The organism is Lampropedia puyangensis (genome assembly GCF_004833285.1).
Lineage (GTDB): Bacteria > Pseudomonadota > Gammaproteobacteria > Burkholderiales > Burkholderiaceae_C > Lampropedia > Lampropedia puyangensis.
The window spans coordinates 15,954-37,362 of record NZ_STFG01000015.1; the positions used below are offsets into that span (position 1 = coordinate 15,954).

The following is a 21,409-nucleotide window of genomic DNA, read 5'->3' on the forward strand; positions in this document are numbered from 1 at the left end:
AATGATTGCTCAAGAACTTGAAGTCAGCTTGCACATGGCTTTCGTCGAGGCGAGACAACAGCGCCATGAATTCATCACAGTGGAGCATTTGTTGTTAGCCCTGTTGGACAACCCCAGTGCTTCAGAGGTGTTGCGTGCATGCAATGCCAATATGGATGAGTTACGTGCTGCGCTGACAGGATTCATCAAAGACAACATGCCCCAAGTGGCAGGCGAAGATGAGGTTGATACCCAGCCCACACTTGGTTTTCAGCGTGTGGTTCAGCGCGCCATCATGCATGTGCAGTCCACAGGCAATGGTAAGAAAGAAGTGGTGGGAGCCAATGTGCTGGTCGCCATCTTCGGTGAGAAAGACTCACACGCCGTTTACTTTTTGCACCAACAGGGTATTACCCGCCTGGATGTGGTCAACTTCATTGCACATGGCATTCGCAAAGGCGACGCAGGGGCAGAGAAGTCTTCTGGGCAGGAGGCTACTGCAGAACAGGAAGAGGGGCAGCAAGCAGGTGAACAACGCAGCGAAAAGGCCACGCCTTTAGAGCAGTTCACCGTCAACTTGAATCAGGCCGCGGCTGAAGGTCGTATCGACCCCTTGATTGGACGCCAGCTTGAAGTGGAACGCACGATTCAAGTGCTGTGCCGCCGTCGCAAAAACAACCCACTGTTGGTGGGGGAGGCTGGCGTGGGTAAGACAGCCATTGCTGAAGGTTTGGCATGGCGCATTACCCAAAATGACGTGCCGGAAGTGTTGGCTAATGCCGTTGTGTACTCACTGGATATGGGCGCTTTGCTTGCGGGCACGAAATACCGCGGTGATTTTGAACAGCGCCTCAAAGGCGTGCTGAAAAATTTGCGGGAAAAGCCTGAAGCGGTTCTTTTTATTGACGAAATTCATACCTTGATTGGCGCAGGTGCTGCATCAGGCGGAACCTTGGATGCGTCCAATCTGCTCAAACCAGCTCTTTCGAGTGGGCAGTTGCGCTGCATTGGCGCGACGACATTCACTGAATACCGAGGCATCTTCGATAAAGACGCCGCGTTGTCTCGTCGATTTCAGAAGATTGATGTGGTCGAGCCCAGCGTTGCGGAAACAGTCGATATTCTGAAAGGCTTGAAGTCACGCTTTGAGGAGCACCACAGCGTGAAATACGCACAAGCAGCTTTACAGGCTGCGGCTGAGTTGTCGGCTCGTTATATCAATGACCGTCAGTTGCCTGATAAGGCGATTGACGTGATTGATGAGGCTGGTGCTGCACAGCGTATTTTGGCGCCATCCAAGCGCAAGAAGACCATCAGCAAAAGCGATATCGAAGATATCGTGGCCAAAATTGCCCGCATTCCGCCTGCCGCTGTTTCTCAAGACGACCGCAGCAAACTCAAAACACTTGAGCGTGATTTGAAAAGCGTGGTGTTCGGTCAGGATGGAGCATTGGAGGCGTTGGCCAGTGCCATCAAAATGGCGCGTTCTGGTTTAGGCAAACCTGATAAGCCGATTGGTTCGTTCCTGTTCTCCGGCCCTACTGGGGTGGGTAAGACAGAGGCTGCACGCCAGTTGGCCTATATCATGGGCATTGATCTGATCCGCTTTGATATGTCTGAGTACATGGAACCACATGCGGTTAGCCGCTTGATTGGCGCGCCTCCTGGCTATGTGGGCTTTGACCAAGGTGGATTGTTGACTGAAGCGATCACCAAGAAGCCACATGCGGTGCTACTGCTCGATGAGATTGAGAAAGCCCATCCGGCGATCTACAACATCTTGCTGCAGGTGATGGACCATGGCACGCTGACAGACAACAATGGCCGCAAAGCTGATTTCCGCAATGTCATCATCGTCATGACCACCAATGCTGGTGCTGACACGATGAATAAAGCCTCGATTGGTTTTACCAATCCGCGTCAGGCTGGGGACGAAATGGGCGACATCAAACGGATGTTTACGCCAGAATTTCGTAACCGTTTGGATGCGATTGTCAGCTTCAGACCGTTGGATGAACAAATCATCTTGCGTGTGGTGGACAAATTCTTGCTGCAGCTTGAAAGCCAGTTGGCTGAGAAGAAAGTGGAGGCAAGCTTCACAGACCAGTTGCGCGCATACCTTGCCAAAAAGGGCTTTGATCCGCTCATGGGTGCCCGCCCGATGCAGCGTTTGATTCAAGACTTGATCCGCAAGGCCTTGGCTGATGAGTTGCTGTTTGGTCGTCTGGTGGATGGTGGCCGTGTTGTGATTGGCTTGAAATCAGTCGATGATGGCAAGGGTGGCCAGAAAGAGGAGATTGATTTGGATATCTCCTCTTTGAAGAAAGAGTCCAAAAGCAGTAAACCTGAAGAAGAGGAAACGGCTGCAGAGTAAGTGCAAAGGCACTGAGCAGCTAAACCTCAATGCGAGGTTCGACTCTAAAACTGCGAAAGTTGAAGTGCCTGCCACAAAGCGGGCACTTTTTTTATGATTGGAGCGCAGCTTTTGGGCGGCGATAGCAATGAATACCAAATACAAAGCCTTTTGTGACGATCCCGACTGCACGCATGCGCACCATTCCTGGTTGGCTGCGGACAATGCGTTGCACGAAGGTGGCCACGAAATCAGGCAGCGACGCGTTTATGTCTACTCACCTTCTGGTGCTGTGCAAGACAAAGTGGCTATTCGGCGTGGTGCACGCTACCTGACTAAAGCCGGTTACGACATGGTGTTGGATGAGGCCGTATTTGCTCGTCAGACCCGCTTTGCGGGCGACCATGCGACGCGTTTGGCGGCGATAAAGCGTGCTGCAGACAGTGGCGCAGATGTGGCACTTATTAGCCGTGGTGGCTATGGGTTGAACCATTTGCTTCCACTGATTGACTATGCCCATGTGGCGCAATCCATTGATGCTGGTGTGCAATGGATGGGGTTCAGTGACTTCACCGCATTGCAACTGGCTGTTTTGGCGAAAACAGGGCGTGTGACTTGGGCGGGGGCCAGCTTAGGGGTTGACCTGGGCCATGCAGATGGACCCGACGAGATCACCTTAGCTTGTTTTGAAGATGTGGCATTTCGTGTAGGTGAGGGTGCTGGGTGGCGTATCGGCAAAGACAACGCCGAGTACGCAGGGCTTGACCTGCAAGGCGCTACGCTTTGGGGAGGCAATTTGGCTGTATTGAGCGCCATGGTCGGAACGCCGTATTTCCCACAGGTTGATGGAGGTGTTCTTTTCTTGGAGGATGTCGCTGAGTCGCCCTATAGGATTGAGCGGATGCTGATTCAACTCGAACAGGCCGGTGTTTTAGGCGCACAGAAGGCGCTTGTATTAGGGCACTTTACCCATGCTAACGTGACCGCACATGACCGTGGTTTTAACCTGAAAACCGTGGTGCAAGCGTTGCGCGATCGACTTCAAATCCCCGTGCTAACCCAGCTGCCATTCGGCCATATTCGTACCAAAGTGTGCCTGCCTGTCGGAGCCAAAGTGGACTTGCAAGTAGGCGCGCGCGAGGCTTTGCTGGTATGGGGGCATGTCTGAGGTTTTCTGCGCGGCCGATCTCCGCCGCTGTACGCAGAATAAGCCCTTTGCTTTTTTAAGTGGGCTGTTTGTTTGATGTTTCGCTTCTGCGCAGCATGTACTGCGCAGAAGTGTTGGGCTCAGAGCGTGTTGACGATCTCTAGGCATACCGCGTTGGAGATCGTCAAAACACGTTCTCAGAATCCACCAAGTAGGCAATGTGCGGTTGCTAATGAATTTTGGTCCTCATTTCTCGATATAAAGAGAATCATGTCGCCATGTTGAGCACGATACGGCCGTCGATTTGACCTTTGTGCATGCGGTCGAAAATATCATTGATATTTTCAATTTTTTCCGCTTTAACGGTAGCCTTGACTTTGCCTTGCTCAGCAAATTCGAGCGACTCTTGCAAATCCAGGCGGGTACCCACAATAGAGCCCTTGATGGTGATGCCTTTGAGCACAGTTGAGAAAATGGGCAGGGGGAAGTCACCAGGGGGTAGACCGTTGAGCGATACGGTGCCACCTCGACGCACGGCTCCTAAGGCCTGTTCAAAGGCTTTTTCCGAAACTGCAGTGACGAGAATGCCATGCACGCCATCGACTTCTTTTTGAAGATATTCGGCAGGGTTGGTATTACGCGCATTGACGACCACGCTGGCACCCAAGCTGCGTGCCAACTCAAGTTTGCGGTCATCCACATCAATGGCAGCCACATTGAACCCCATGGCTTTGGCGTATTGCACGGCTAAATGCCCAAGCCCCCCAATACCTGAAATGGCCACCCAATTGCCAGGCTTGGCATTGAGCACTTTCAAGCCTTTGTAGACTGTGACCCCAGCACACAGAATCGGGGCGACTTCAATAAAGTTGAGGTTCTTGGGCAGGTGGCCTACAAAGTCTGGGTCGGCCAGGGCATAGTCGGCAAAACCGCCGTTGACCGAGTAGCCTGTGTTTTCTTGTTTCTCGCACAAGGTTTCCCAGCCTCCAAGGCAGTGCACGCAGTAACCACAAGCTGTGTGTAGCCAAGGTACGCCCACGCGGTCACCTTCTTTGATGTGTTTGACGTTTTTGCCAACAGCCGCAACAAACCCGACACCTTCATGGCCAGGAATAAACGGAGGATTGGGTTTGACTGGCCAATCTCCCTGCGCAGCGTGCAAGTCGGTATGGCAAACGCCAGATGCGGCAATTTTTACCAGTACTTGGTCATCATTCGGTACAGGAATAGGGACTTCTTCAATTTGTAGTGGTTTGCCAAATTCACGAACTACTGCGGCTTTCATGGTTTTGCTCATGCGTTGACTCCTTGACCGATTGAAAAAAGCACGGAGAGGTGATTGCCGACTCCGCTCCAAAGGAGCGCAACCCAAATGTGCAAATTCACTGCCTGTTTGAGTTGGTGCGTGAGTTGCGAAACCAGTCTTGAGTTGATCCCCAGCAAATACCAGTTTCGTCAGTGTTTGGTGCGGCATAAGGGGCCGCACTGAGGGGGCTTAGCCCCCGCGTGCAGCCGTTGTCCGCTTAGAAGAAGCCCAGCTTGTTGGCGTTATAGCTCACCAGCAAGCACTTGGTTTGCTGGTAGTTCGCCAATGCCATTTTGTGGGTTTCACGTCCAATGCCAGACTTTTTGTAGCCACCAAAAGTGGCGTGTGCTGGGTAAGCGTGGTAGCAGTTGGTCCACACGCGACCTGCTTGCAATGCGCGTCCAACTTGGTAAGCGGTGGTGCCATTGCGGCTCCAGACGCCTGCGCCCAGGCCGTACTCGGTATCGTTGGCAATTGCGACCGCTTCATCCAAATCTTTGAAGGTGGTCAAGGCTGCGACAGGGCCAAAAATTTCTTCTTGGAAAATGCGCATCTTGTTGTTGCCCTGCAAGATGGTGGGCTTGATGTAGAAACCGCCATCGAGCTCTTGGCCCAAGCTATTGCGTTCGCCACCAATCAGGGCTTTGGCGCCTTCTTGTTTGCCAATATCGATGTAGTTGAGGATTTTGTCCATCTGCACTTTGGAGACTTGGGCGCCCACCATGGTGCTGGTGTCCAGTGGGTGGCCAGCTTTAATTTGTGCTACGCGTGCTTTAGCGCGTTCAATGAAAGCCTCTGCAATCGACTCTTGCACCAAGATGCGTGAAGGACAGGTGCAAATTTCACCTTGGTTCAGCGCAAACATAGCCAAACCTTCTAACGCTTTGTCAAAGAAGGCATCGTCTTTGTCCATCACATCGGCAAAGAAAATGTTGGGGCTTTTGCCTCCCAGCTCAACGGTGGATGGGATCAGGTTGTCTGCTGCGGCATGCAAAATGCGCTGGCCCACGGGGGTCGAACCTGTGAAGGCAATTTTGGCAATACGTTTGCTGGTCGCCAGCGCTTCACCTGCTTCTTTGCCGAAACCATTGACGATGTTGACTACGCCAGGTGGAATCAGGTCACCAATGATTTCCATCAACACCAGAATCGACGCAGGCGTTTGCTCTGCAGGTTTCATCACCACGGAGCAGCCTGCAGCTAATGCAGGCGCTAATTTCCAAGTCGCCATCAGCAGCGGGAAGTTCCAGGGGATGATCTGGCCGACCACACCGATTGGCTCTTGAAAATGGTAGGCCACGGTGTATTCGTCGATTTCTGAAATGGCCCCTTCTTCTGCACGCAAGCACCCCGCGAAGTAGCGGAAATGGTCTACGGCCAAAGGCAGGTCAGCGGCCATGGTTTCACGCAGCGGTTTGCCGTTGTCAATGGTTTCAGCAACCGCCAAGGTTTGCAGGTTTTGCTCAATGCGGTCAGCGATTTTGAGCAGCAGGTTGGAGCGCTCAGTGGCCGAGGTTTTCCCCCATTTCACTTGGGCTGTGTGGGCAGCATCCAGGGCACGATTGACGTCTTCCTCATCTGATTGGGCCACTTGTGTGAAGGGCTTGCCCGTGATAGGAGAGAGATTGTCGAAGTAGCGTCCGGCTGAGGGGGCTACCCATTGCCCTCCAATGTAGTTCCCATATTGCTTCTTGAATGGAAAGGCCAAATCAAGGTTGAAGCGTTTGAGTTCAAAAGGGTCTGCCATGTCTGTCTCCTGTCTATGAATCGGGTTTAAGGGACGCCGTTGGTGTCAACCTGTACCAGCGTATGGATGACGTATTCAAATCCCGTGCCAGGTGTTGTGATTTCCCAATGTCTTTGATTTTAAATACTTATTTTTCATTGCGCTGCAACATGCGAACGAGGTTTTCTCAAGCTGGAACAGTTAATGTGTTCCATTAAGTGACACTGTTTGCTATGGTGTTTTTGCCAAGCATGCGATGAGAAATCCCTTCCTATAATGCATTCAATACACAGGAAGTGCGCTTGCACTTTTAAGGTTAGGCAAGGAGACGTGCATGACTCAAGCAACACCAAACCTGCAACAAGCCCGTCGGCAATGGTTGGAAAATGGTCAATCCATTGCTGGCGTGCTTGATGAGCGGCTGGCGCAGTCTTGGCGCCGCAGCGCACAAGCAGGTGTGCAGCCCCATGACACAAGAGATGTGCCCGACCCGATTCAGGGGGCGCATTTGAATGATGTGCTCGACTCCAATGCGCAGTTGCTCGCGCATGCCAAGCCTGTGATGGACTTTATTTACCAGCAAATTCGCGGCAGCCACAGCATGGTGGTGCTGGCAGATGCCCATAGCACTTTGTTGCATACACAAGGTGACCGTGGCTTCCTCAATAAAGCCCAGCGCGTGGCCTTGAGCCAGGGGGCGTGTTGGAAAGAAGATAGCCGCGGCACTAATGCTATTGGCACGGCGCTGTTCGAGCGGATTCCTGTGCGGGTGCGCGGTGGTGAGCATTTTTTGGAGCAAAACGCATTTTTACACTGCGCAGCAGCGCCTGTGTTCACAGCGCAGGGTGATATTGCAGGGGTCATTGATATCTCTGGCGAACCCATGGTGTCGCAAAGTCACACCCTCGGAATGGCCAGCATGGCTGCGCGCATGATTGAAAACAGCTGGCTTAAAGCTGCCTACCCGCAATACCCGCGCGTTCATGTGCACCCGCGTCCTGAAGGGCTGGGCACTGCAGCCGAAGGCATACTCATCATGACCCATGATGGTGTGCTGGTGGGGGCAAACCATGCGGCCATGCAAATGCTGCGTTTGTCATCAACCGATTTCTTCTCAAGCAGCTTGGAGCAACGTTTGCAGCAGCGTATGCAGCAATTTTTGCTGCGTGCTGATTCGGCAGCGGTGGCTGCTTTGCGTTTACCTTCTGGACAGCGCCTTTATGTGCGTGCCCATGCGTCAACACCGACGGTGTTAGCCGCGAGTGTCGGCAGTGCTTCAAGCTCGGTATCGGTTGATGATGGCATGGAGTTGCCTGTGGCTAATTCTCCAGTCACAAGAGCGGATGCAAGCGATGATGCTTTGGCGCGCTTGGATGTGGGCGATGCGCAATGGCATTCGGCTATTGCCAAAGTACGTCGCATTATTAATAGCCCCGTCCCTTTGTTGATTCAAGGAGAGTCCGGTGTGGGCAAGGAGGTGTTTGCACGTGCGGCGCATGACAGCGGCCCGCGCAGCGGCAAGCCCTTTGTGGCCATTAATTGCGCGGCGATTCCCGAGTCATTGATTGAGGCTGAGCTGTTTGGTTATGCGCCTGGTGCCTACACCGGCGCTTTGCGCAGTGGGAGTTTAGGACGCATACGTGAAGCGCATGGCGGCACCTTGTTTCTTGACGAGATTGGAGACATGCCATTAGGGCTGCAAACCCGGCTGTTGCGGGTTTTACAGGAACGCACGGTCACGCCGTTGGGTGGCGATAGTGTAGAGGTTGATTTCGCCTTGATCAGTGCAACGCATTGCCCCTTGCAGGATGCCATAGCACAAGGACGTTTTCGTACAGATTTGTACTACCGTATCAATGGATTCAGCGTCAAGCTGCCCGCCCTGCGTGAGCGCAGCGATATGGCTGCCTTGGTCGTGCAAATGCTGAAGCTTCATGGCGCTGGCCAGCAGGTGGTGATTGCGCCAGCGTTGTGGGAGGCTATGCGCCGCTATGTTTGGCCGGGCAATTTACGGCAATTGGCTAATACGGTGCAAACGGCCTGTTCACTATTGCAGGCGGGGGAGACGGAAGTTTCTTGGCACCATTTAGCGGATGATGTTCAGCAGGCATTGCTGGCCGTGGCAGAGTCGCAGAATCAGGCTGGCCATGGTGCTGCGGCCGGTTTGCAGTCTCAAACCAGTGGCTTAATGGAAGACCGTGGTGCCGTTGAGGAGGTTGCTGCCCGCTCGCTCAAGCAACAAACACTGCAGGCCATTGTCAACGCAATGGCCGATTGTGGCGGTAATGTCTCGCATGTGGCCAAGCATTTGGGGATTAGCCGCCAGACTATTTACCGGTATTTGCGCAAGGCGCAACTGCAGTAAGGAAGCTGGCTCTACGGTGTTTGGCTTGTACCCAGTACAAGCATATTGGGTCAAAGCAAAGCCCTCAACCCTTGATAAGGGAGGAGGGCTTTTTCTTGTGCCAAGCAATGGCTATTGCGAGCAAGCGCTTAGAGCCAGCGGACGTTCTTACATGTGGCTAGGCAACCAAGTCACGATACCCGGTGCAAACCACAGCAACACCAAGGCCAGCACCATCAGGAAGAAATATGGCGCGCACACTTTTGCGATGTAGGTGATTTCTTTGCCAGTCATGCTTTGCAGCACAAAGAGGTTAAAGCCCACCGGGGGGGTGATTTGTGCAGTTTCAACAGTGATGACCAGGAAAATACCGAACCAGAGTGGATCAATGCCCGCTGTTTTTATGATGGGAAGCACTACGGCCATGGTCAGCACAATCGTGGAAATACCATCGAGAAAGCAGCCGATCAGGATGTAGAAAATGCCCAAGACAACAATCAGCATGGCCGGTGAGAGGTTCAGACTGCCCACATAGGTTGCCAATTGGCGTGGCAGGCCGATATAGCCCATCGACAACGTCATGAACGCAGCCCCTGCCAAGATGAGTGCGATCATGCAATACAACCGTGTGGCACCTAGCAAAGAGTCACGGAATGATTTCCATGTCAGGGCTTTCTGAGATGCAGACAGCACCAGCGCACCGGCTACGCCTACCGCAGCAGCTTCCGTTGCTGTAGCAATACCGCTGTAAATACTTGCAACCACACTGGCAATGAGTAATACAACAGGGATTAAGTGCCGAGTTTCATACACTTTTTGCTTGAAGCTGATGTTGGCATCGGCTTTGGGGACTTTGTTGGGGTTCAGCAAGGCCCATGCCATGATCCAGCCTGAGAACAGCACAGCTAGCATCAGCCCTGGCAGTACGCCGGCCATGAACAGTTTGGAGATGGAGACTTCAGCTGCAACGCCATACACTATCAAAATGATAGAGGGCGGGATCAACAGGCCTAAGGTGGCGGGGCCTCCTAAGGAGCCAATGATTTGTGCGTCGGGATAGCCACGCTTGCGCAACTCTGGGATATTCATCTTGCCTACAGTCGCGCAGGTGGCGGCCGATGAGCCGGAGACGGACGCAAAAATCGTGCAACCAATCACGTTGGTGTGCAGTAAACGCCCCGGCAGGGCGTTGACCCATGGCGCCAGGCCTCGAAACATGTTTTCCGAGAGGTTGGTGCGGTAGAGAATTTCACCCATCCATACGAACAGGGGCAGGGCCGTCAAGGTCCAACTACTGGCAGAACCCCAGATGGTCATGGCCATGGCGTCCCCTGCAGGGCGACCAGTAAGCACTTCCATACCAAACCAAGCTACGCCTGCTAACGTCAAGCCGACCCAGACGCCACCGCCTAGCAGGGCAAACAGCACGACCAGCAAGGTGATACTGATGGCAATTTCACTCATGTGGAGGCTCCTTGATGCTGACGGTCTCGGTATCTTGTGCTCGGCGCTTATTCATCAGTTCCAGCACCCATTCATCTATAAACGCGATGAAAAAAATGAATGTGCCAACGGCCATGACGATTTGGGGAATCCACATGGGCGTGGCGTCAATACCGGTGGAAATATCCTTGAATTGGTAGGACTCCCAGACCAGCCGAGCTGAGTAGAAGGCCAGAAATCCAGATAGAAAAACAGCAATGCTCAATGCGGCCATTTCCAGGCTTTTACGCGCACTGCCTTTGAGCATACCGAGCACCAAGGTCACGCGAATGTGCTCTCCTTTTTTCAGTGTGCTGGCGAGCGCTAAAAATCCTGCGCCTGCCATGGCATAGCCCGCATAGGCATCAGTACCAGGGGCTGAAAAGCCAAACATACGGCTGACGATGGTGAGCAAGACCATCGCCAACACTCCCACCATCGCAAGACCAGCTAACCACCCACTAGTGGTGTACAGGCCGTTGAGCAATTTCCGCACGATGCAGTTCTCCTTTGCATGCATTCATATCGAGGCAAAGCCTGCTATGGGCGAGATACAGGTAGCGCAGAAGCGTTGGCCAGTTGTTGTCATGAGCCGCTTACTGTTCTGCGCTACCGTGCTGTGCCCACAGTAGCGACCATCGCCCCTGGTTATTTGCTGGCCTTGTACGCATCCAGCATTTGTTGGCCTTCTGCGCCTGCGGCTTTGGTCCACTCTTCGAGCACGGTCTCGCCGATCTTGGCCAGATCTGCTTTGAGCTGGGCACTTGGTGCCTCAACCTTGAGGCCGTTTTCTTTCAAAATGGCAATCGATTGGGCATCCACTTCTTGCGACCGTTTCCAGCCACGCTCTTCGGCTGTGGCAGCTGCTTTCATGACGGCTTCTTGTGTGGCGGCATCCAAGCGGCTGAAGGCGCGTTTGTTGGCGACCACGGCATTTTTAGGAATCCAGGCTTGTACGTTGTAGTAGTAGCTCAGGTTCTCATACAGTTTGTTGTCTGCACCAGTTGAGCTGGAGGTGATCAAACCCTCTACCACGCCAGTGGCTAGGGCTTGTGAGAGTTCGGCTTCTTGAATGGTGACGGGTTGTGCGCCAACCAGCTCGCCGATACGCGCAGTAGTGGGGCTATAGACACGCCATTTCAAACCTTTGAGATCAGCCGCAGATTCGATGGGTTTTTTGGTGTAAATGCCTTGTGGAGGCCATGCCACCGCGTAGAGCAGCACCATGCCTTGTTCATCCAGCTTTTTTTGCAGCAGCGGCTTTTGCGCTTGGTAAAGCTTGAATGCGTCGTCATAGCTCCCTACGAGGAATGGAAGTCCATCGGCGCCGAACAATGGCCACTCGTTTTGGAAGCTGACCATGAAAAATTCACCAGCTTGGGCTTGCCCGCCTTGAACAGCACGTTTGATTTCAGGTGCTTTGAACAAGGATGCGCCAGGATGGGCTGTGATTTGCAGCTGGTTGTTGGTTGCTGCAGCCACCTCTTTGGTGAATTGAACCAAGTTTTCCGTGTGGAAATTGAACGTGGCATAGGCCGATGCCAAATCCCACTTGGTTTGTGCTTGTGCAGTGAGGCTGGCGCCCATAGCTGCAACCAAGGTGGCTGTAGCAAGGAGGGTACGTCGTTTCATGGTGATTCCTTCTCAGTTTCAATAGCAAAAAGAATGGCAACGAGACAAATACTGGACTTGGCGGGGTTTGGTGCCTACGCATTAAGTCCTCTTTGCGTTCAACAGCACTGCGTTCGCGCTTGGCTTGATATCACTACAAGATTCATGGGGCTATTGCAGGCTTGCACTTCACTGTAGCAATTTGAATGCCATGCAAAATTAACACTTTGTTGTGGCAATGTCGATTGGGGTAATCAACAATGCAATAAATATCGTAGAGAGTATATTTTCACTATGTTCATTGATTGAATGAAGATTGTTCAACCAAATAAGGTGCATGGGTGATTCAATTTAGCGCAGCGAGGATTCAGTTTGGTGCATTTCGGCAAAACGATGCTGAGCGCGAAGGCGCGCCCAGCGCGTGTTTGTTGCGCAGAGGTTGGCACGGTGCCATTAGTTAAGCTGGCGCCAACGGCGTGTCTGGTCATGCGTTTGCGCTATGGCCCTGACACAGGCACAACTGCGCGCGTGTCCAAGGGTAAAACCGTCTGGCGAGCAGGAGTGTGGTTAACCCGTATTACAAAGTGGGCCGATGGCTATAAGGGTGTAGCCAGGCGCGGCAGGAACTGTTTATTCAACCCTGCGCGCATAAACGGCCAGCACCATCCGCTCGGATTGGATCAGGTATTCTTCCAGCGCTTTGGCCGCAATGGCTGGGGAGTCGGTTTCAAACAGCGCAAGGAGTTTGCTGTTTTGTTCAACATAGGGGGCGTGCAGGTATTCTGCATCGTTGAGCAAGCCGAACGCCAACCGCAGTTCTGCAGCAATATCAGAGAACATGGCCGAGAGACGCTCACTATCAGCCAAAGCCACAATGCCCGCATGAAAAGCCATGTTGGCCGAGCCCACCGCGATCCAGTCTCCTGTTTGTCTGGCTGCGAGGGCTTGCGCAATGGCTTCTTTCATCAGCCGATGCGCGGGGTGGCGCGGCCAGGCTTGCGCCAATGCCTGGCATTCAATCAGTCGCCGGACGCGATAGATATCAATGATGTCGGCCATGCTGGGCACCACCACGGAAACCCCCCGGTTAGGCTCGTGGTGCAGCAGGCCCTCTTTAATCAAAACGCGGAATACCTCGCGCAAGGTGTTGCGGGAGATATTCAGTTGCTCGCTCAAGGCTGCTTCCGAGAGGTGCTGCCCCGCGCGCAACTTGCCCAAAATCAATTGCTGGCGAATTTGCTCCGCGACCGTTTCGGTGAGGCTGGTAACGGGCGTGGGAGCGGTGAAGTGGCGAGGGCTCATACGGTAAAACGTGAAATGGGTGAGCAAAATTTCTTGTGGTGCTCAAACTGGGCACGGAGATTGCTCAACAATCGTAGTTGTGTTTGTTTGAAAAAACGTCATCTTAGGGAATCGGTATGGATTTGAACAGTGATTTAGGTGAGAGTTTTGGGGCTTGGCGTATGGGCGATGACGCCACCATGCTCGATGTGGTCACCAGTGCCAACGTGGCTTGTGGGTTTCATGCCGGGGATCCTGCTGGAATTTTGACGACTTTGCGCGCCGCAGCGGCGCGTGGTGTTGTGGTGGGCGCGCATGTGGGCTACCCAGATCTGGTGGGATTTGGCCGCCGCAACATGGATCCTAGCAGCGCAGAACTGGTGGCTGATGTCGTCTATCAGATTGGCGCTTTGCAAGGTTTGGCCGCAGCCGCGGGAACGCGTGTGCGTTACGTAAAGCCGCACGGCGCCTTGTACAACACCATTGCACATGACAAACGCCAAGCGGATGACGTGATATCTGCAATGCTGTCCATTGACTCTTCATTGGTGTTGATGGGGTTGGCAGGTACTCCGGTTTTGCAGTGGGCGCAGGATCGAGGCCTGGCGACAGTGGCTGAAGCCTTTGCCGACCGGGCGTACACCCCGCAAGGAACACTGGTGTCGCGCCGCGAAAAGGGCGCTGTGCTGCATGATCCTCAGTTGGTGGCGCAACGCATGCTGCGCTTGGTGGAGAGTGGCCAGATCGAGGCAATCGATGGTTCTTTGGTCGCGTTGAAGGCCGACTCTATCTGTGTGCATGGCGATAGTCCAGGCGCAGTCGCCATGGCCCAGCAAGTGCGCGTAACGCTGGAGGTCGCAGGCGTGGCACTGCAATCCTTTGTGCCTGGTGGACAGCGATGAATGTCCGTTGCTTTCCCGCCAGTGATCGGGCTATTTTGGTCGAGCTTGATGATTTGAGTCAGACCTTGGCGCTGTTTGATGCCTTGCAGGCAGAGCGCCCGGTTGGTGTACAGGATATGGTGCCTGCTGCGCGTACCATTCTGTTGGAATTTGCAGCTTACCAAACCACTGCAGAGCGGGTATGGCAGCAGGTTAAGCAACAGGTATTGCGACTGCAAGCCAATGTCGCAGGCCAGAATAGTCCAACGGTGTCTGAACGTTTGGTGGAGATTCCTGTCGTGTACGACGGGGCAGACTTGCATGCCTTGGCGGAATTGTTGCAACTCACACCTGCTGAATTGATCGCTCGCCATACGGGGTGCGACTATCAAGCTGCGTTTGCTGGTTTCGCTCCAGGTTTTGTCTATTTGGCAGGAGGGCACCCAAGTTTTGACCATATTCCACGCCTGCCGTCGCCACGCACCAAAGTGCCTGCGGGTTCGGTCGCGTTAGCGGGGCATTTCAGTGCGGTCTACCCGAAAGACAGCCCAGGCGGATGGCAATTGATTGGTACCACAACGCAGGCAATGTGGGACTTGAGCAGACCCGAGCCAGCGCTGGTGCAACCGGGCTTTCGCGTACGGTTTGTGGATGCTACTGCCACGGCGAACGTGGTGGTTTCTTTCCCCGCAGTGGTGCCTGAAAAAAAATCGAGTCACGGCGCCAAGGCATGCGACGGTGGCACGTCCGCATCGCCTTTGTCGGGCGGCAGTACATGGCAGATGCAGTCTGTTGGCTTGCAAACACTCTTTCAGGATCTGGGCCGAACTGGCAAGACTGGCATGGGTGTTTCTGCTTCTGGCGCGTTGGACCGTTTGGCCATGCGCGAAGCCAACCGTTTGGTTGGCAATCCGGTTGATACGCCCGTACTTGAAAACGTGATGGGCGGTGTGCAATGGCGCTGCCATGGTCCGGCCTTGGTGGCCATCACAGGGGCACGTGCAAGCGTACAAGTGACTACAGCCAATGGTGCTGTGCTGGAGATGGCGCAAGACCAAGCGTTGGCGCTTGACGCAGGCGATTGCTTCAGGCTGGGTCCAACGACGGCAGGCTTGCGCTGCTATATCGCTGTGCGTGGTGGGTTTGATGTAGCCCCAGTGCTTGACAGTTGCGCAACAGATACGTTGGCCGGGGTAGGGCCTGCGCCCTTGCTGGCGGGGGATCTGCTTTCAGTGGGGCAGAGCGTTGCTGTTTCGGCGTTGCAGGCAGTGCAACTGCCCTGTGGCACAGAGCGGCCAGCCCTTCACAACACAGCTGAGCCACTTAGCCAGTGGCCCAAAGTGGGCGATGAAGTGGCACTCGATATTGTGCTGGGCCCTCGCACCAATTGGTTTACTGCGGCATCACTGGCATTGCTGACAGAGCAGGTGTGGGAGGTGACGGCGCAGTCCAATCGCGTGGGCATTCGTTTGGCTGGGGAGATTCCCCTGACACGCCAAGCAGATTTTCTTGGCGCGGAATTGCCCAGTGAAGGAACGGTGGTTGGGGCCTTGCAAGTGCCTGCCAATGGCCAGCCAGTGCTGTTTTTGGCCGATCACCCTTTAACAGGGGGCTACCCCGTTGTGGGGGCGGTGGCTTCGCACCATTTGGATTTGGCGGCACAGATACCACCTGGTGCAAGAGTACGTTTCAGGCTGATGCAGCCATTTGTCGTGCGCGGTATGGATGGTTTTGAAGGAGTTTGACGATGATTCGTAAAGTATTGATTGCCAATCGAGGCGAGATTGCCGTGCGTATTGCGCGTGCCTGTGCAGATTACGGCGTGCAGTCGGTGGCTGTCTATGCCGATGCTGATGCCGACGCGCTGCATGTGCGAAATGCTGACGAGGCCTATGCCCTGCAAGGCCAGCGCCCGGCAGAGACATATTTGAGCATTGAGAAGCTGCTCGAGATTGCCAAGCGCAGTGGAGCCGATGCGGTGCACCCTGGTTATGGCTTCTTGTCTGAGCGGGCAGAGTTTGCGCGCGCTGTGCTGCAAGCCGGGCTGGTTTGGATTGGCCCTAACCCAGAAACCATTGAAGCATTGGGCGACAAGGTGGCCGCGCGCAAAATTGCGCAACAGGTTGGCGCGCCGCTGGTAGCGGGTACGCCTGAGCCTGTGCAAGATGCCCGCGAAGTTGTTGCCTTTGCGGCAGAGCATGGGCTTCCTATTGCCATCAAAGCTGCTTTTGGAGGAGGTGGTCGTGGTTTGAAAGTCGCTTGGCGCATGGATGAAGTCGCGGAGCTGTATGAGTCTGCTGTGCGTGAAGCCGTGACCGCGTTTGGGCGCGGGGAGTGCTTTATCGAGCAGTTTCTTGACCAGCCTCGCCATATTGAGGCACAGGTGCTGGCTGATACGCACGGGCATGTGGTAGTGGTGGGGACACGCGATTGCTCTTTGCAACGGCGCAACCAAAAGCTGGTGGAAGAAGCTCCCGCCCCCTTTTTGAGCGATGCGCAACGCCACCGCATTCACGAGGCGGCACAAGCGATTTGCGCGCAGGCGGGTTATGTCAGTGCGGGGACAGTGGAATTTTTGCTCAGCAAAGAGGGGCAAATCTCGTTTCTTGAAGTCAATACGCGTTTGCAGGTTGAGCACCCTGTAACGGAAGAAACGGCAGGAATTGATCTGGTGGTAGAGCAACTGCGCATTGCAGATGGCTTGCCTTTGTCATTTACCTGTGCCCCCATGCCGCGCGGGCACAGCATTGAATTCCGTATCAATGCTGAAGATGCTGGACGCGGCTATTTGCCAACGCCTGGCACGATCACTGTATTCAAAGCACCTTCAGGTCCGGGTATTCGGTTGGATACAGGCGTAGAGCAGGGCAGCACGATTCCCGGCACATTCGATTCGATGATGGCCAAATTGATTGTCACGGGCGCCACGCGTGAGCAGGCCATTTGCCGAGCCCGCAGGGCGCTGCGTGAATTCCAGATTGAAGGGGTTGCCAGTGTGCTGCCCTTCCACCGTGCAGTCTTGGAAGAGCCAGACTTTACTGCGCAAGAAGGATTCAAGGTGCACACGCGCTGGATTGAAACTGTGTTTGCGCAGCGCGTGGCGATTGCGCCAAGGGCAGACAGCCCAAGTGAGCAAAGCCTGCAGCGCACCTTTATTGAAATTGACGGCAAACGGGTCACGCTTGGATTGCCATCTCAATTGCTGGCGGGTCTGGCTGCTGCTAATACAGCAGGCGCTGGTGCAGGCTTGGTGGCCAGTGCGCCGCAGGCTAGTGCAGCGGCATTGCCTGAGGGCAGTGTGGTCGCACCAGTTAGTGGCACCTTACTGGCATGGAACTGCGATGATGGGCAGAGCGTGGAAGCTGGTGATGTGATTGCTGTGATGGAGGCCATGAAAATGGAAACCGCCATTACCGCGCACCATGCAGGAACGCTGCACCACAAACAAGAGCAAGGGCAATTGCTCACTGCCGGCACGGTAGTGGCAGAAATTCGTTGAGAAATATCCAATAGGGCTTAGCTCTCTTCTTTGGGTTTTTCCTGTTTATAAGAAGCAACGCATCGCTAACAAGTGGTGCGTTTTTTTGTCTGTTTTAAGCATCATTGCCTTTTTATTGAATGGTAATGATTCTTGTATTTACTATGTTTTGACATAATTCGCGCTTTATTTTTATCCATAAGGATGCGCGTATGAGCGTCAATTGCAAAGATGTCAAACCATTCGCAACAGCATTAACTTTGATTGCGATGGCATGTGCAAGCTATGCACAGACTCAGACGCCTGCTGCGCAAGAAGAGGGCGGGCAGGCATTGAATGAGGTCACCGTGACCGCCGATGCGCTGGATCTTGATGACAGCAGGCCCAAAACCGTATCGACAGCCACTAAGACCCAGTTGGACACCAAGGATGTTCCTCAAACAGTGACAACGCTGGAGGTCAGCAAGTACAAGGTCTATGGCATCAATGACTTGAGCGTCTTACTCGATGGTGTACCTGGAGTAGATACCACTTACGACATGCGTGGCGAAGGCGTATTGATTCGTGGCTTCAGTGCCGATTCAGGCGACATGTACCGTGATGGCATTCGCACCAGTGGCCAGATTCGCCGCAGCACTGCCAATATCGAACGTATTGAAATTCTCAAGGGGCCTGCCGCCGTGTTGTATGGGCGCGGCGCTGGTGGTGGTGTGGTCAATATGATCAGCAAGCAGGCCAACTTCGATGCGGTCAGCAGCCTGGGATTGCGTCTGGGGTCTTACGGCAACCGGGGGGGGACTTTGGATGTGAATCGGGTCGTGAGCGACAACGTGGCTGTGCGTTTGACGGCTGACTATGAACAGGCAGATAGTTTTCGTCGCGGCATCAAGAGCCGCAACAAAATGGTCTCGCCCAGTATCGCGTATGACAACCATCAAGGCTTGACATGGTTGGGGCAATACACTTGGGATAGCGTTTGGCGTCGGCCTGATCGTGCGCCCTCATACAACAACTTGCCGCCAGATGTGTCGTACCGCACGGCGTATGCCCATCCCGATGATTACGTTGAAGATCAAATGGAGATGTTCCGTTCTGTCTTGGGGTACGACTTTGGCAATGGCTGGTCGGCCAAATGGACGCTGGGTTTACATGAGGCCAACCAGGATTTTGACCATCTATACGGAGGCAATTATTGCAAACCCGATGGCACTCGCTACAGCAATGGCGCACGTTGCAATACCCCTGGCTTGATGACTTTTACGCGCGCTTGGCAAGTGACCAGCAACCGCACGTTGAGTAACGCCATTGATGTGACGGGCAAGGCTCAAACGTTTGGGATTGAGCACGAGCTGCTGGTGGGGGTAGAGTCGACACAGGAAAAACGCAATCCTGATTTGTCCACGTCGGCCACCAATTCAGATCCTGCCATGGCCTACACCGCAGGGGTTGACCCTTATAACCCGGTGTGGACGGACAGTAAACTCCCTTATGGTCCAGCCAAGACCTCTAACCGCCATCGTGCCAAAGCCCATGCACTTTATGTGCAAGACTTGATGAGTCTGACTACACAGTGGAAGGTGATGGCAGGTTTGCGCTGGGACAGCTACAGCTTTAGATCCCACAACCTCATCACCAATGGCATGCGCTCCTATAGTGGGAGCACCGTCAGTCCTCGCGTGGGCTTGATTTGGCAGCCCGTCGAGCAGCACAGTCTTTATGCCTCCTACAGCAAAAATTTCTCGCCTTACGGAGGCCGTGGCACATTGGGCGTTTCAGTGAACGAAGACGCGGTTTTTGATACAGAACCACAGTACTCTCGCCAATATGAAGTGGGGGTTAAAAGCGATTGGCTTGGCAACCGTTTCTCGACCCAAGTGGCGGTTTACAACCTAGAGAAGTACAACGTTCGCTACCAGCCGGATGCAGAAAATGACCCCTACACTTGGGCAGTTCGAGGCAATGAGCGCTCACGCGGTATTGAAGCCAGCTTGACCGGACAAGTGGCGCCCCATTGGTACGTACGCAGTGGTGTGGGGGTACAAAAAGCCATTGTGGTGAGCGATGCCGCAACGCCTGCCAACGAAGGTAAGCAGCTGGCCAATACGGCGCGCAAGACCGGTAATGCCTTTGTGCGTTTCGTTCCGCGCAACGATTGGTATGGTGAATTGGGGGTCACGTATCGTGGCGAGTCCTACACGAGTTTGGCCAACACCAGCCAGCGCGCAGGGTATGCCCGCTGGGATGCGTCGATCGGCTGGAGGCCATTGCCTTGGACGGTGACTCTGGCAGTAACCAACCTGGCCGACAAACGCTATTGGCGTGACAGTTCCATGCCAGGAGCTCCGCGTACATTCCTGCTAAGTGCAAATTACCTGTTTTAACCGCTTGGGCAGGCATTTACGCATGTAAATGCAGATCGAGGATGTAGAAGGCGCTTGGGCCAGTCAACTGGCGCGAGTGCCTTTTACTATTTGGGGCGTTACAAGAATGTTTTTGCACCCCAAGAGCTGACAGCATGACCGGTGTGCTTAATATTTGAGCAAGGCATCTGGCTACATAGGGCCATCCCAAAGGGGGGAACACGTTATCCACAACGTTTTCCACTGCGCGTGTGGAGAACGGCCGTTGCTCTACCACGGATATGGCAGGTAACGTAGGGCGGGTCAAGACCCGCCTTCTGATTTTCGCTGCAGCATAGTTGATCAACCAACGGTGGGTTATGTTTTGCTCCAACCCGCTCTACAGCCCTTAAGGCTGAGCTTGCTCAGTGTTAGGCGGCTGCTGTTGGGGCCTGCAAAATCCACTGGATCAATGCACTTAATGTGGCTATTGAGAGGAGCGTTGAATACAAAACAGTGCGCGCCGTTATTGCACCAGCGCGTTGGTACATGTCCGCGAGCATGTAGGGGCCTGTACCGGTGGGCAAAGCAGACAGCAGAACGGCTATGTGGACTTGTGTGGCAGAAAGCTGAAACACCCATGTGGACACCGCCCATGTGATGGCAGGCAAAGCCAGTAGTTTGAGTGCAGTCAGCATCCATGCCGTGGATGTCTCTTGAGTGGCTTCTGGAGGGGGGGCATGTGAAGGGGCTTGGGCCGTGTGTTTGACATGGTAGCTGGCCAAAAACAACCCCAGACTGACCAAGGCACAAGGGCTTGCAGCGGCCGCCAACATAGACAAAAAGGTATCGATGCTTGCAGGCAGTGGCCCGTCCAGTGTGCCTACTGCAATGCCTAGCAGTGGTGATGCAATGAGCGGGTTTTTCAAAAGTGACCACAGGATGTGAAGCAGTCGCAGGTGTAGCTTTGTACCGGGGTGTTGGGCTGCCTGCGCTGACTCCATCAATGCTATAGCCAGGCCGAACATGACGCACACCACCAGCATGGTGGCAATGGTGGTAGGGACCATGGAATCTGCACCAAAGAGCATCAAGGTCAATGGAAAACCCATATAGCCGGTGTTGGGGTACGCAGCAGACAACGCGTCCACGCTGGCGTCTGTCAGTGGCTTGCCACGCCAGCATTGCACGCAGGCCACTAAGGCGAAAAGCCCCAAGCCTGCACAGGCGAAAGCGGCAGTGAATGCGGGTTGATACAGCGCGCTCCACTGGGCTTTGACCATGATCTGGAAGAGCATGGCAGGCAATGCCAACCACACAACGAAGCGGTTCAGTTCAGCCGCAGCTGCAGGGCCGAGCAAGCCGATTCGCCGACAGGCATAGCCTGCAAAAATCAATCCAAATACCGGAAAGATGATGGAAAAAACCAATGACACAGGGTTCCTTTTGCAAAATACAGTGCCTGTATAAAACGGCATGCGT

The 21,409-nt window shown here is 54.1% G+C and carries 14 protein-coding genes; 7 read left to right on the forward strand and 7 right to left on the reverse strand.

Annotation, left to right across the window (positions count from 1 at the left end; genetic code table 11):
* The first annotated feature begins 1 nt into the window (after position 1).
* The gene (gene clpA / locus E9531_RS12650) at positions 2–2,353 is read left to right on the forward strand and encodes an ATP-dependent Clp protease ATP-binding subunit ClpA (protein WP_136574136.1); all 2,352 of its coding nucleotides are present in this window, start codon (positions 2–4) and stop codon (positions 2,351–2,353) included.
* A gap of 127 nt (positions 2,354–2,480) precedes the next feature.
* Positions 2,481–3,500, forward strand: a complete 1,020-nt coding sequence (locus tag E9531_RS12655; RefSeq protein WP_136574137.1) for an LD-carboxypeptidase — start codon at positions 2,481–2,483, stop codon at positions 3,498–3,500.
* A 247-nt stretch (positions 3,501–3,747) separates the two neighbouring features.
* On the opposite strand, the gene adhP is transcribed toward E9531_RS12655, so the two are convergent.
* Together adhP and exaC are read right to left on the reverse strand one after the other, a co-directional pair.
* A complete protein-coding gene (adhP, locus tag E9531_RS12660) occupies positions 3,748–4,776 on the reverse strand; it encodes an alcohol dehydrogenase AdhP (RefSeq protein ID WP_136574138.1) in 1,029 nt (342 codons plus the stop codon).
* Between the two features lie 226 nt (positions 4,777–5,002).
* Positions 5,003–6,532, reverse strand: a complete 1,530-nt coding sequence (gene exaC, locus E9531_RS12665; protein WP_136574139.1) for an acetaldehyde dehydrogenase ExaC — start codon at positions 6,530–6,532, stop codon at positions 5,003–5,005.
* 313 nt (positions 6,533–6,845) lie between these two features.
* Between exaC and E9531_RS12670 the strand changes: the two genes are divergently transcribed.
* On the forward strand, positions 6,846–8,876 hold the full coding sequence (locus E9531_RS12670) for a sigma-54-dependent Fis family transcriptional regulator (RefSeq protein WP_136574140.1): 2,031 nt from the start codon (positions 6,846–6,848) through the stop codon (positions 8,874–8,876).
* Between the two features lie 147 nt (positions 8,877–9,023).
* Here E9531_RS12670 and E9531_RS12675 read toward each other — a convergent pair whose 3' ends face one another.
* The 4 genes from E9531_RS12675 to E9531_RS12690 form a co-directional block, all read right to left on the reverse strand.
* Positions 9,024–10,319, reverse strand: a complete 1,296-nt coding sequence (locus tag E9531_RS12675) for a TRAP transporter large permease (protein ID WP_136574141.1) — start codon at positions 10,317–10,319, stop codon at positions 9,024–9,026.
* Entirely contained in the window at positions 10,312–10,833 is a 522-nt protein-coding gene (locus E9531_RS12680) for a TRAP transporter small permease (protein ID WP_136574142.1), read from the reverse strand. The genes E9531_RS12675 and E9531_RS12680 overlap by 8 nt, the downstream gene beginning before the upstream one ends.
* Before the next feature lie 152 nt (positions 10,834–10,985).
* A complete protein-coding gene (locus E9531_RS12685) occupies positions 10,986–11,969 on the reverse strand; it encodes a TRAP transporter substrate-binding protein (RefSeq protein ID WP_136574143.1) in 984 nt (327 codons plus the stop codon).
* A 609-nt stretch (positions 11,970–12,578) separates the two neighbouring features.
* Positions 12,579–13,250 (reverse strand): GntR family transcriptional regulator, encoded by a 672-nt coding sequence (locus tag E9531_RS12690; protein WP_136574144.1) that lies wholly within the window; start codon positions 13,248–13,250, stop codon positions 12,579–12,581.
* A 116-nt stretch (positions 13,251–13,366) separates the two neighbouring features.
* On the opposite strand from E9531_RS12690, the gene E9531_RS12695 reads away from it, so the two are divergent.
* From E9531_RS12695 to E9531_RS12710, 4 genes are all read left to right on the forward strand, one after another.
* The gene (locus E9531_RS12695; RefSeq protein WP_136574145.1) at positions 13,367–14,131 is read left to right on the forward strand and encodes a LamB/YcsF family protein; all 765 of its coding nucleotides are present in this window, start codon (positions 13,367–13,369) and stop codon (positions 14,129–14,131) included.
* On the forward strand, positions 14,128–15,855 hold the full coding sequence (locus E9531_RS12700) for a 5-oxoprolinase subunit B/C family protein (RefSeq protein WP_136574146.1): 1,728 nt from the start codon (positions 14,128–14,130) through the stop codon (positions 15,853–15,855). Before E9531_RS12695 ends, E9531_RS12700 begins: the two co-directional genes overlap by 4 nt.
* Before the next feature lie 5 nt (positions 15,856–15,860).
* Positions 15,861–17,609, forward strand: a complete 1,749-nt coding sequence (locus E9531_RS12705; RefSeq protein WP_136574189.1) for an acetyl/propionyl/methylcrotonyl-CoA carboxylase subunit alpha — start codon at positions 15,861–15,863, stop codon at positions 17,607–17,609.
* 191 nt (positions 17,610–17,800) lie between these two features.
* Complete coding sequence (locus E9531_RS12710) at positions 17,801–19,969, forward strand: TonB-dependent receptor (RefSeq protein ID WP_136574147.1); 2,169 nt, start codon at positions 17,801–17,803, stop codon at positions 19,967–19,969.
* 389 nt (positions 19,970–20,358) lie between these two features.
* Here the strand turns inward: E9531_RS12710 and E9531_RS12715 are convergent, their stop codons facing one another.
* Positions 20,359–21,363 (reverse strand): AEC family transporter, encoded by a 1,005-nt coding sequence (locus tag E9531_RS12715; protein WP_425293593.1) that lies wholly within the window; start codon positions 21,361–21,363, stop codon positions 20,359–20,361.
* Positions 21,364–21,409 lie beyond the last annotated feature (46 nt).

What these genes read in the sequence shown, in the direction of transcription:
- E9531_RS12655 (WP_136574137.1), top strand. Translation starts at nt 2,481, where the DNA reads ATGAATACCAAATACAAAGCCTTTTGTGACGATCCCGACTGCACGCAT.
- clpA (WP_136574136.1), top strand. Translation starts at nt 2, where the DNA reads ATGATTGCTCAAGAACTTGAAGTCAGCTTGCACATGGCTTTCGTCGAG.
- exaC (WP_136574139.1), bottom strand. Translation starts at nt 6,532, where the DNA reads ATGGCAGACCCTTTTGAACTCAAACGCTTCAACCTTGATTTGGCCTTT.
- E9531_RS12675 (WP_136574141.1), bottom strand. Translation starts at nt 10,319, where the DNA reads ATGAGTGAAATTGCCATCAGTATCACCTTGCTGGTCGTGCTGTTTGCC.
- adhP (WP_136574138.1), bottom strand. Translation starts at nt 4,776, where the DNA reads ATGAGCAAAACCATGAAAGCCGCAGTAGTTCGTGAATTTGGCAAACCA.
- E9531_RS12700 (WP_136574146.1), top strand. Translation starts at nt 14,128, where the DNA reads ATGAATGTCCGTTGCTTTCCCGCCAGTGATCGGGCTATTTTGGTCGAG.
- E9531_RS12690 (WP_136574144.1), bottom strand. Translation starts at nt 13,250, where the DNA reads ATGAGCCCTCGCCACTTCACCGCTCCCACGCCCGTTACCAGCCTCACC.
- E9531_RS12710 (WP_136574147.1), top strand. Translation starts at nt 17,801, where the DNA reads ATGAGCGTCAATTGCAAAGATGTCAAACCATTCGCAACAGCATTAACT.
- E9531_RS12695 (WP_136574145.1), top strand. Translation starts at nt 13,367, where the DNA reads ATGGATTTGAACAGTGATTTAGGTGAGAGTTTTGGGGCTTGGCGTATG.
- E9531_RS12670 (WP_136574140.1), top strand. Translation starts at nt 6,846, where the DNA reads ATGACTCAAGCAACACCAAACCTGCAACAAGCCCGTCGGCAATGGTTG.
- E9531_RS12685 (WP_136574143.1), bottom strand. Translation starts at nt 11,969, where the DNA reads ATGAAACGACGTACCCTCCTTGCTACAGCCACCTTGGTTGCAGCTATG.